This window comes from Mobilitalea sibirica (genome assembly GCF_015999265.1).
In the GTDB taxonomy this organism is placed as follows: domain Bacteria; phylum Bacillota; class Clostridia; order Lachnospirales; family Lachnospiraceae; genus Mobilitalea; species Mobilitalea sibirica.
Map to the genome: position 1 here is coordinate 30,035 of NZ_JAEAGR010000002.1, position 12,203 is coordinate 42,237.

A 12,203-nucleotide genomic window follows, 5' to 3' on the forward strand; every position below is an offset into this window, starting at 1 on the left:
TCACAGTACCATAGGAGACATTTTAATGGAAGATATGATTGGAAGACAAATTGGCAGAGGTGGAACATCTACTGTATATGAGTGGGGCAAAGATAAAGTGATTAAAGTATATAAACCACATGTGACAGATGCCACAATTCAGGCTGAGGAGTATATTGTAAATATACTAAACACATGTAATCTGGATATTCCGAAGTATATTAATACTATAGAATTCAACGGTAAAAAAGCATTAATATTTGAACGGCTGAAGGGTAGGGCTTTGTTTGAGTTTATAATGGAAAGTCCAGATGATCCTAAGATAGCTTATAAGTTTGCCAAGATGCATCACGAAATACATAATCGAAGTATCAATGTACTACCGTCACATAATGATTTTCTAAAACAAAGAATTATTGAATTAAGTAGTATCTTAGGAGAGAAGGTTGCTGATAAATTACTTGATATTCTTAATAGTATTCCCACTAAGAATATGTTATTACATGGTGATTATCAGCCTTTAAATATCATTGTTGAATCTAACAGATATATTGCAATCGATTGGAACGGAGCCAGTTTAGGAAATCCTCTTTTAGATGTGGCCTGGAGTTGTATGACATTAAGCTCACCAGCAATCAGCCATTTGTTAGATGATAAAAAAGCTGATATAGTCCATCGTTTTAAGAATGAATATTTATCGAATTATTGCAAAATTGCCAAAGTATCAGAAGACGAAATTTTAAGATGTTTACCAATCGTAGCAGTAAGAAGGCTTTATGATAATAACATGTGTGATAATGATATTTCAAGGCAGGAATATAAATGGTTACATGAACTGATAAATCAGGAAAGAGTAGATATATAAATATATAATTGTCTGGATAATCATTGGAATTTAATAAGAAAAGGAGAAGACTGTATGATTATACTTCTTTATATTACTGGTGCAATTGCTTTTGTGATATCAATAATAATTGGTTTTATAACCGGCTCATTTTGGGGATTTGTTTTGTCTGTAACCGGTGGAGTTGCATCAGCAATCCTATTTTTTGCATTAGCTTTCATCTTGGAAAAACAAGAAAATGTATTATCCATATTAGAAAAACAAGAAGAAGCTGATCGAAAAATTATAAATCAGGAAAAGATGGTATGCACTAAATGTAATTATAAGTATGCTATGGATTATACATCTTGCCCTCATTGTGGGAATAAGGATTAGTTATTAAATGTCCGCTGTAAGCATGGAATACATTAATCATTAAACAGTAATATTAGTAAGTGAGGAAGAGTATGGATAAGAAGATAGAATTAGAGGAACTACAAAAAGATTATGAGTATTATATAAGTAGGTTGAAGAAAGAACACAGAGTGTTTAAAAAACGTGTGAGTATCATTATTAATCTTATTGTACCGGGTTTTGGATTTTTTATTTATGGAAAATCTTATTATAAAGGTGTAATTACATTTTTATTGTTTTACTCGTATACATTCTTCTTTTTTAATAGAATGTTTTCTGATATTGATAACATATTTCAAATTAATTACATACCGCCAATACTTTTTTACTATGCACCGGCAATCATAGTCAATCTGGTTAGCACCCTTTTCGTAGCATCATTAAAAGAAGAAGAATAATGATGATTATCTAGACAGGATCATTATGGAGAGGGATGAAGATTTAAAGTATTCTGAAAATCAAACAGGTAAGGAGAGGTCTATGGAATTTAATAAAAGCAATTTAATGAAGATTTATTTTTATTTTTTTATCCTATATATGGTTGTTAACATAGTGAATGAGTACAGCATATCAGAAGTCATGGGTGTACACGCTTTAATTGTATCGGGTATTTGGATGGTTGTTTCTATAATCCTATACTTTGCCGTGATACGTCATGAGGTTTTTAGAAAGATTTTAGGAACTTCGTATAATGAAACATATGCAGAAGAGTGCTGGGAGGATGCGAATATAATACTTGCTAAATGTCTGAAAGAGTATGTGACTAGGAGCAATATCTTTTATTCGGTTAAGGAGATTTTTGAAAAATGTTATCAGGAATTATTCCCACGAAAAGGAATAAAGCTTGATCCTCAAAAGGGTGCCGGTATCTTAGCTTATGAACATGGGTATTCCGTTTCCTATCCGGATACAGAGGGTTTTTTTAATGCGGTTAATCCGTTTTATCCGGTTTGTTTGGTGAGTGATGCTGATTATGACATGGTAAGTCCTTTATTTGATCGATTTCACTTTGATAAGGTTTTTGTATCGGAAGGTTATCAATGTTACAAGCATTCATGTAAAGGAAGCTTATTTCATAATGTTCTTACGAATTACAAAGTGAATCCGAATCAAATTATTCACATCGGTGATAGTTATGCTGATATTGCGGGGGCAAAGAGGTTTGGTATTAAAACCTGTTGGCTAAACAGAGACAAAAGAGTGTGGCCATACGATATAAAGCCTGATTATACGGTGTCTTCATTGATTGAGGCAGCGCAAATAATTGGCATCGATGTTGAAAACATAGTTTAATTTATAGTAAAATAGTTATTCATTACAATTTTGATAGAAGGTTTTTTTGTTTGTATTATTTTTATATTTATAATATAATAGAAAATAGAATAGAAATTGAAGAATTTTGTCAGTACAGTTAATATGTCATAACAGAAACACAATTTGCATGTCAAAATAACAGATGCTGAAGTTGGAGGAATCAACATGGAAAAGGATTTATTATTAGGTGAAGAAACCAGAGAGCTTGAAATATTAGAATTTAGAGCAGGTGGTAATTCCTATGGCGTAGATGTCAATGATATCAGGGAATTATTACCCTATGATAAAGATATTACACCTGTTCCTAACGCCCATCCGTATATTGAAGGTATTATTATGCCTAGGGATTTTCTGATTCCTATTGTAGATATAGTGAAAAGCTTAAAGCTAAACGAATCAGATGAGAATAAAAATGAGATGATAATGGTAACAAGTATTAACGATCAAAATATAGCTTTCCATGTGGATAGTCTGGCAGGTATCCATAGGACAACGAATAAGGCAGTGACAAAGCCGGGCAAAAAGTTAAGTACCTCTATGAAAGAAGCCGTAATTGGAATACTGGATGTTAATAATAAAAAGGTTGAAATTCTTGAATTAAGGAATATTATAACCTATATAAATCCTGAATTAAAATTCTAATATTTAGATACATATTTGCCGATTAATGTACTGTATTAATTTTATACAAACGAAAAATGGACGGTGTTCGGATGGCAAAATGCAAACTATGTAAAGTTAATATATCTGATGGAACTGAATATTGTAGCAGCTGTCTGGATAAGAAACATAATGAAACTTATCTGGATAGTTTATTAAATTCAGTTAAAAATACTGTCCCCAATTCAGGTGGTAATTATAAAAAAAGTGATGAGAATGGTCCTACCAAGGAAAAAACAAAGGAAGAACAACAGAAAAAGCAAGCAAAACCAAAAAAGGCTGATGCGGATAATCAGGAAGATAAAGTTTATAATTTTAATGATCTGGATTCGGATATGCTTGATTTGGAGGATTTAAGTGATTATGAACAGTTTAATATAACCGATGACCTAGATGATAATATTATAATCGGGGATGAAGATCTGTATGGCATAGATTTAGATGATTATCTCAATGATAATCTGGAAGATGATGCTTCGGAAGAAATTGCGTCATTCGATCTTGATGTTGAAAAAAAACAAGATAAGAAAAACAACAAGGAACAAGCATCCGATGTAGTGGATTACAAATTGGAACAAACAGTTGATGAGGACGTACAGATAACCCCTTCGGAGGATTTTATTGCAAATGAAGAATTACCACAATCGGACACCTTAACTGATATACAGTCGGAAGATACACTACAAAATAATATTAATCCTACCGAGATAGAACAATATGAGGATATGGATACCTCAGATCCTGCTTTGAGTGGTTTATTGAATGACTTATATGATGATGAAGGTGAGGAAGATAATGATGGAAGCCTATCATCTCAAGAAGAAGCTGAGACAACAGATTTAGCTAATAGTAGCGATATTAAAAATAAACAAACAAATGATAACGTATCAGAAGAAAATAAAGCAGAAAATAAAGAAACAGAAGACATACAAGACGATAATGCTGAGCCAGATATTAAAGCATCAGACGAAATAGGTACAGATAATATAGAGGAACACAATGATGAAGCAGACAATATTGCATCAGATAACCTAGGAACAGATGATATAATGGCAGATAGCACCCCGACCGAAATTTCAGATGATGTTAATTCTGGTGCAGATGATTTTGACCCGGATAATTTTGATCCGGAGGAAGAAGAGGATCTATTAAGCCTATTAAGCCAGATAAATTCTGACGATCCTGTCACTTCTGATATACAGGCTATCAGTGAATTACTGAGTGGTGATAATAATATAACACAGGCAGATAATGAGACCCCGATAGATGTTGGAGATGTATTTTCCGATGCCTTAAAAGTGGTATCCTCCTTGGATGACCCTGATGAAGCTGTTCTTCAGGAGCGTCTTAATGCTACGGATAAAGATAGGGAAGAAACAGATAATAAAAAGCAGAAGAAAAAAGGAAGAAAGAAGAAAAAAGCAGTAGCCGATGAAGACAAGGATGGTCAAGATACTCCCAAAAAGGGTATACTATCCAAGCTCTTTGGTAATGTTGTTGATGAAAAATCAAAAAGTGTAAAATCAGAAAAGGCTTCAAAAGAAGAGAGTGCAGCTTCTTCCGAGAAAAAGAAGAAGAGCAAGAAAAGCAAAAAGTCAGATGCTCAAGCAGCAGATGCTGATAATTCGGCAGATAGCGATAACCAAGCTAAGAAAAAAGGGCAGAAAAAGGCTGAGAAGAAAGAAAAGAAAGAAAAAAAGAAAAAAGACAAAGAAATCATACAAGTAATCGATGAGATTGACGAGGACGAAGGTCGGATAAATCGTGTCGGAGCTTCCATTGTATTTATCTTCTTTGGACTCTTGGTTACTATATTTCTAATCGGTACTAATGTATTTTCCTATACTCTAAGTATTAAAAATGCACAGAATTATTTTGATAGGAATAAATACAATCAAGCTTATAATGAAGTATATGGTATAGAAATTGAAGATAAAGATATGGAGTTATACGATAAGATTATGACTGTAATGTTTGTTAACAAACAGTTGAATTCCTATAATAGTTATTATGCCATAAAAAAATACCCTGAAGCACTGGATGCTTTACTTAAGGGATTGCAAAGATATGAAAAATACATTCAGTTTGCTACCATTATTGGTATAAAAAGTGACTTGGATTATGTTAGAGATCAGCTCATATATGAGCTGGACAATGTATTTCAATTATCAGAAGCAGAGGCATATGCTATTATAAGCAGTGAAAGTCAAGTTGAGTATAGTATAGAAGTTTACGATGTGGTCTTAGAAAATATGAATATTAATATAAACTAAAAAAGGAATGTGTAGAATGATAGCAATTATTGATTATGATGCGGGAAATTTAAGAAGTGTTGAAAAGGCCTTGCTTCATCTTGGAGAAGAGCCGATTATAACCCGAGATAAGAATCTGATACTTAAAGCTGATAAAGTAATATTACCGGGAGTGGGTGCTTTTGGTGATGCGATGAACAAGCTGCATCATTATCAATTGGTGGATGTCATTCGAGAAGTGGTAAAGAAGAATACGCCGTTATTAGGTATTTGCCTGGGCCTTCAATTGCTGTTCGAACGCAGTGATGAAAACCCAGGAGTAGAAGGGTTATCTGTATTAGAAGGTGAGATACTCCGTATTCCGGACAAGGAAGGCTTAAAGATACCTCATATGGGCTGGAATTCACTAAAGATTAATCCAAAGGCCAAATTATTCCAAGGTATAGCAGATCAATCCTATGTATATTTTGTCCACTCTTATTATCTGAAAGCACAGGAAGAAGAGATTGTGGCTGCCTCTACCCATTACAGTACGTTAATCCATGCTTCTGTAGAAAAGGGAAATGTCTTCGCATGTCAATTTCATCCGGAGAAAAGCGGAGATGTGGGTCTTATGATATTGAAAAATTTTGCGGCCCTATAACGATTACATTACGAGTTTTGTAAAGATTATTAGAAGTTTGATTCTAAAGTAAGGAAGGTCTCATAATTCATAGGTTAGTTAAGAGACTGGTGAATATAAAATTGCTTAAATGGTTTTAGGATGGGAGAGATAACATGTTTACAAAGCGAATCATTCCATGTCTGGATGTGCATAATGGACGGGTTGTAAAAGGCATTAATTTTGTTAACCTCAGAGACGCGGGAGACCCGGTGGAAGTTGGCGCTGCTTATGATAAAGCCGGTGCAGATGAATTGGTTTTCTTAGATATTACGGCATCATCTGATGCCAGAACAATAAAAATAGACATGGTCCGCAGGGTTGCTGAGACCGTGTTTATCCCCTTTACAGTTGGGGGTGGAATAAGGACCGTAGAGGATTTTAAGATGATTCTCAGAGAAGGTGCCGATAAGATTGCAGTAAACACAGCTGCCATATTAAATCCAACATTAATTAGTGAGGCGGCTGATAAATTTGGTAGTCAGTGTGTTGTTGTTGCGATTGATGCGAAACGAAGGCCGGATGGTTCCGGTTGGAATATTTATAAAAACGGTGGTAGGGTTGACATGGGAATCGATGCTGTGGAATGGGCTATGAAGGCATGTAAACTCGGTGCCGGTGAGATTCTTCTAACCAGTATGGACCGTGATGGTACGAAGGACGGATATGATCTGGAATTAACGAGAACAATTTCAGAAAATGTATCGGTTCCTGTAATAGCCTCCGGTGGCGCCGGAAATATGGAGCATTTTTATGATGCTTTAACTGTTGGAAAAGCAGATGCGGTATTAGCGGCTTCTCTATTTCATTATAAAGAGATGGAAATTATGGATTTAAAGAAATTTTTACGAGATAAAGAGGTCAGTGTAAGAATGTAGTTGTATGTATGTTTATAGAAGTGAAGCATTGTGAATAATTACATGTAATTTTGCTTTAGATGTGTATAATACTTAATAAGTCACCATAAAGTGTTTTATACGATGGAAATATAATTCATTGGTACTGTGCAGTCTTTATACGAGGAAATATTATTAGGACGATAGAGTTTAGAAAGAGGATAGGAATTGAGTGCAATTAATAATGACTGGCTATCAGCCGTAGGGAATGAATTTCATAAGCCTTATTATAAAGAGTTATATCAGTTTATAATAACAGAATATAATAATTATAAGATTTATCCCAATGCGGAGGACATTTTTAATGCCTTTCATTTCACTCCTCTAAGTGAGGTTAAAGTCGTTGTCATTGGTCAGGATCCCTATCATAATGAAAATCAGGCCCATGGTCTTTGTTTTTCTGTGAAACCGGAAGTGGATATACCTCCGTCCTTAGTTAATATTTATAAGGAACTGCAAGATGACTTGGGTTGTTACATACCGAATCATGGATATCTTGAAAAGTGGGCAAGACAGGGAGTATTACTTCTGAATACCGTTTTGACGGTACGGGCCCATCAAGCTTATTCCCATCAGGGAAAAGGCTGGGAGAAGTTTACGGATGCTGTGATTAGGGCAGTGAATGAACAGGATAGACCTATTGTATTCATTCTATGGGGTAAACCTGCTCAAAGGAAGAAAAGTATGTTAAGTAACAGCAAGCATTTAATATTAGAAGCGCCTCATCCAAGCCCATTATCCTCTTTTCGTGGTTTCTTTGGAAGCAAACCCTTCAGTAAAACAAATGAATTTTTAAGAATGAATCACATAGAGCCAATCGATTGGCAAATAGAGAACAGATGAATGGAAGCCCTCTTAAAATACATAGCTGTGCGTACATGACTATCGTGCAATAGCTTAAGGTTTTAAGATGGCTTATTTATCGTAAAAAAGAGGAAGCCATTGATAGTTTCTCATAGATGTAATTCGTATTCATCTTATTCATATGATATACTTTTGCATTATGTATTAGAATCACTTAATGTAGGTTATAAGGGTTAAGTTTTATTAAGAATTATTTGAGAGGGGGGTGCCGGATGGGAAATCAGAAAGAGAGGAAAAAACTGCGGTTAAGACATAAGAGCATAATCACAGGACTGGCACTTGTGCTGTTAATAGGAGTTCTGGGATTTCTTTTATTGTATTCAAAAGATGATAAAATTGCCGGATATAAGCAAAGGGGCAATGAGTATCTTCTTAAGGGAGATTATGAAAAAGCTGTGGGAGAATTTGGTAAGGTGGTCGAATTAAATCCGGAGGATATAGTAAGTTGTTTTCAACTGGCAGAAGCTTATAGCGGTATGGAGGATTATAGTACTGCGATAAAATATCTTACAATGGCATTAGCGAAAGCAGAAGAACTAACAACAGCCAAAGAAATGCTTAAGGAGGGTAATACTATAGAACAAGAGCAATATTCGGATATAGAGGTTTTAGTTGCTCTGTATAGGAAACTCGCTGAATATTACGAAATGTCAGGAAATCAAAAACAGAGAGTAGAGGTTTTAAAGCTGGGATTTGAACGTACCGGGTCAACTGTATTAGTAGAATTACTGAAAGAATATTATCCTGATGAAGTTACAGCAGATAGAATTGAAGGAGAATATATAGTTGACGATGCACTTGAAATCTCTCTCGCGGGTAAAGGTACCATATATTATACCCTTGACGGTTTGGACCCAACAAAAAAGTCAAAAGAGTATCGGGGAAAGATAAAGCTTTTGCCCGGAACCCATAACATAAAAGCAGTTGTATGGAATGAGTTTGATTTATCCAGTAATATCAATACGTTCACATTCATTGTAAAAGAAAAGGATGATAATATCTCAGAAGAAGCAAATCATACGAAGAATGATAGATCCGGATCTACAAAGACATATAGTTCGGAGTTAGACGAGGGCGGCAATATCATATGGGCGGATCCTAAGGTTGAAGCTGTAGTAAGAAATGCGATAGGAAAGAAAGTGGGTAAAATTTCCGAAACAGAGGCAAAGAGTTATAAGGGTAGTCTGGATTTATCAGATCAGGATATCCACAATCTGGAAGATCTGATTTGGTTTGAAAACCTATCTGTATTATCCTGTAGAGGGAATGATTTAGCGGATGCGGCGTTTATTAATGATTTGAAGCTGGATCGGGTTATAGCCGTTTATCATAATACAGATGAAGTAAAGGCAGCCGATAATACCCAAGTGCTGAAAGAACTTAATCATTTGGGTATAAACCTGTCAGGGTTTAGCGTGGGAGAGATGTCAATTGTCCAGATGCTGGATTTTATCGGAACCATAGAACGAACAACAAAGAAACTTACGAATCTGGAATATCTGGACTTAAGTAATAATGAACTAAATGATATCAGTATTTTAGGTGAATTTGATAATGTACCCAATGTAAAATACCTGATATTAAAGAATAATAACCTAGAGAATATTAACGTGTTAGCTGAATTTAAAAATCTGGTTTATGTGGATTTAACAGATAACAATATCAAAGACTATTCACCGGTAGAACATGTGGTATCCGTAGTGGGAAAAAAATAGTAATTTAATAATATGCCATTGAAAGTATGTAACTGCAAGGGATTTAATAGAAGAATTGTATCAAGCTTTACTTTTACTGGTAAATAGTATTATTCTATTTAAGCTTTGCTGTAACAACAGATTATAAATGAGGCTCTCGAACAATGACGATCTCTCTTGAAAGAGATACATTGTTCGAAGCCTCATTTTTTGTGGCAAACAAAGATAAATTATGTGAGCAAGCCCACATTTGATAGATTTGCTACTAATTATAAGAACGCGTATTGTAGTGAATTATGTCCGCTTTAAGAGATCAGCTAACATTTGTAAGATGTTCTTTAGCTGCCAGATATGCTCATGACGATTTTTATTTTGCTTATATTTATGCTCACAACGAATTTTTCTTAGTTGACATATATGCTCAAAGGTAGATATGAAGGGATTATTTTAACAAGTATGTGGAATAATAGTATAACTGATTTAGGAAGATAGAGTTTAGTTAATGGTGAAAAACCAGTCTAAAAGTTATATTAAATTGTAAAAAGAACCTGAGATTAAATTTGGAGGTTATATAGGATGAGGAAAAAAGATAAAGGACTGTCAGCTTGGCAGTTAACAATGATGGCACTGGGCACTGTAGTGGGAGGCTCTTTTTTTCTTGGTTCTGCAGTGGCAATCAATGCAGCAGGGCCTTCAATTATCATAGCTTATATTTATGGAGGTGTTTTAGTTTATCTAATCCTATATGCTTTATCTGAGATGACCGTAGCGAATCCAGATTCCGGGTCCTTTCGAACGTTTACTGCGCAGGTATTTGGACCCGGAGCAGGATTTGTAGTGGGGTGGGTGTACTGGACCGGAATGGTTTTAGCTATGTCCAGCGAAGCTACAGCTGTTTCTATATTAGTACGGGAGTGGTTTCCCAACATATCGGTCCCTCTGCTTGGGGCAGTCATTATTTTAGGAGTAACCTTGTTGAATTTACTGGGCGCGGACAAGCTGAGTAAACTGGAGAGTGGCTTGGCGGCGGTTAAACTTTTGGCAATTGTGTCCTTCATTATATTTGCTATTCTGTTAATCGTGGGATTATTTCCCGGAGTTTCAGCTATAGGTACAGGAGAATTACAGCGTGAACCATGGATGCCCGGAGGTTTTGGCGGTATAGCAGGAAGTATGCTGATTGTTATATTTACCTACGCAGGGTTTGAGATTATTGGATTGGCAGCATCGGAAGCCGACAATCCTGGAAAGACTATCCCAAGGGCTATCGCATATACGGTTGTAACCTTGGTTGGTTTATATCTGATTACCTTTTTGGTATTATTACCCTTAATACCAACTGCTATGTTAAGTGAAGAGGTAAGCCCAATGGTTGCAGCACTTAATCGGTGGGGAATTGGATGGGCAGGATCGGTTTTGAATATAGTGCTGGTTACAGCAATTCTATCCACGATGCTTGCGGCAATGTTTGGCTTGGGAAGAATGATGAGGTCTCTTGCAGAAGAGGGAGATGCGCCTAGGTGGTTAAAGGATCAAAAGGATGTTCCTTATCGGGGCATTCTCTTCTCCGGATTTGGCATGTTGGCAGCATTAGGTCTTGGCCTTATGCTGCCCAGTGTCTATCTGTTTTTAATCAGCTCCGGTGGATTTGCACTTTTATTTACCTATACAGTAATCCTGGCTACCCATATTCGATTTCGTAAAAGAAACGGCTGTCCACCGGATGGAAAATGTCAGATGCCTCTATATCCGTATACCTCTTGGTTTGCTCTCCTTAGCTTGATCGGTATTATTGCCAGTATCCCATTTATCTCAGGCCAAGCCCCGGGATTGATTGCCGGGCTGATTATGATTTCATTTTATTCAGTTATCTATGTGGTTATCAGAAATGTTGGAAAAAGTCAAGTGAAGACCTTATCTTCCCACGGCATGATTCATAAAAATTATAGGGTAAGAGCGGCAGAGGAATTCTCAGAAGAGCTGACCACAGATAAGAAAGCTCCGAAAAAAGATAAGATAAATAGTAGCGGCTGCCAATGCAACAGGAACCTTGGACCTAATAAAAGTAAAATAAAGTAAGCCAGAGTAAGAAATAGAAAGTGAAGCTTTTCGTATCGCTGAGGTATACGGCATAGCGGTAATAGATTACGGATTGAATAGGGTATTGATGGAAAGTATATAATCGGAGGAACGAAACAACGATCTGATCAACCTGATCAAGGAAAGATTTAAGTCCATCAGTATCGTTCGTGTTGGAAGTGTAGCCATCGAAAGTCGCTAAGAGAGATTATTTATGTCATAAGATATATCATAAAACAGGAATTTAAATTATTACAAGATGTGATTACAATAGATCATCAGATGAATATATATATGAATGTTTAAGGAGTTCTTATAAGCTTAAAATAGTTATTATGTAAAAACTGTAGGGTTGTCAAACATATGTTACATCATGCTTAATAAAATCAAATAGTATAGACTTAGGATTGCATAGTAGGATCACTTTTCAGTATATTAAGCGAAAAGAATGTATTAAAGACTTCATTGAGGCTGACTCAGAATGGCTGATTACCTATCCGGAAAATGTTTTTCTTTAATCACACAGATGGACTGTTTTGTCAGGCTCAGGCAGACATATCTATATGT

At 35.6% G+C, this 12,203-nt stretch carries 11 protein-coding genes; all 11 read left to right on the top strand.

The annotated features are described in order from the left end of the window. The first annotated feature begins 25 nt into the window (after window positions 1-25). The 11 genes from I5677_RS02030 to I5677_RS02080 all read left to right on the top strand — a co-directional run bounded on the left by I5677_RS02030 (window position 26) and on the right by I5677_RS02080 (window position 11,636). Complete coding sequence (locus tag I5677_RS02030; RefSeq protein WP_197659906.1) at window positions 26-844, top strand: aminoglycoside phosphotransferase family protein; 819 nt, start codon at window positions 26-28, stop codon at window positions 842-844. A 54-nt stretch (window positions 845-898) separates the two neighbouring features. Then, window positions 899-1,198, top strand: a complete 300-nt coding sequence (locus tag I5677_RS02035) for a TVP38/TMEM64 family protein (RefSeq protein WP_197659907.1) — start codon at window positions 899-901, stop codon at window positions 1,196-1,198. Between the two features lie 71 nt (window positions 1,199-1,269). Continuing rightward, the gene (locus tag I5677_RS02040; protein ID WP_197659908.1) at window positions 1,270-1,614 is read left to right on the top strand and encodes a hypothetical protein; all 345 of its coding nucleotides are present in this window, start codon (window positions 1,270-1,272) and stop codon (window positions 1,612-1,614) included. A gap of 25 nt (window positions 1,615-1,639) precedes the next feature. Then, the gene (locus tag I5677_RS02045; protein WP_197659909.1) at window positions 1,640-2,509 is read left to right on the top strand and encodes an HAD family hydrolase; all 870 of its coding nucleotides are present in this window, start codon (window positions 1,640-1,642) and stop codon (window positions 2,507-2,509) included. A 186-nt stretch (window positions 2,510-2,695) separates the two neighbouring features. Then, entirely contained in the window at window positions 2,696-3,172 is a 477-nt protein-coding gene (locus tag I5677_RS02050) for a chemotaxis protein CheW (RefSeq protein WP_197659910.1), read from the top strand. A gap of 71 nt (window positions 3,173-3,243) precedes the next feature. After that, entirely contained in the window at window positions 3,244-5,463 is a 2,220-nt protein-coding gene (locus tag I5677_RS02055; RefSeq protein WP_197659911.1) for a hypothetical protein, read from the top strand. Between the two features lie 16 nt (window positions 5,464-5,479). After that, window positions 5,480-6,085, top strand: coding sequence for an imidazole glycerol phosphate synthase subunit HisH (hisH, locus tag I5677_RS02060; protein ID WP_197659912.1), 606 nt, complete (start codon window positions 5,480-5,482; stop codon window positions 6,083-6,085). 134 nt (window positions 6,086-6,219) lie between these two features. After that, on the top strand, window positions 6,220-6,981 hold the full coding sequence (gene hisF / locus I5677_RS02065) for an imidazole glycerol phosphate synthase subunit HisF (protein ID WP_197659913.1): 762 nt from the start codon (window positions 6,220-6,222) through the stop codon (window positions 6,979-6,981). Between the two features lie 186 nt (window positions 6,982-7,167). After that, a complete protein-coding gene (locus I5677_RS02070) occupies window positions 7,168-7,842 on the top strand; it encodes a uracil-DNA glycosylase (RefSeq protein ID WP_197659914.1) in 675 nt (224 codons plus the stop codon). A gap of 233 nt (window positions 7,843-8,075) precedes the next feature. Next, entirely contained in the window at window positions 8,076-9,578 is a 1,503-nt protein-coding gene (locus tag I5677_RS02075) for an FN3 associated domain-containing protein (RefSeq protein WP_197659915.1), read from the top strand. 555 nt (window positions 9,579-10,133) lie between these two features. Next, window positions 10,134-11,636, top strand: a complete 1,503-nt coding sequence (locus tag I5677_RS02080) for an amino acid permease (protein WP_197659916.1) — start codon at window positions 10,134-10,136, stop codon at window positions 11,634-11,636. Window positions 11,637-12,203: the final 567 nt, after the last annotated feature.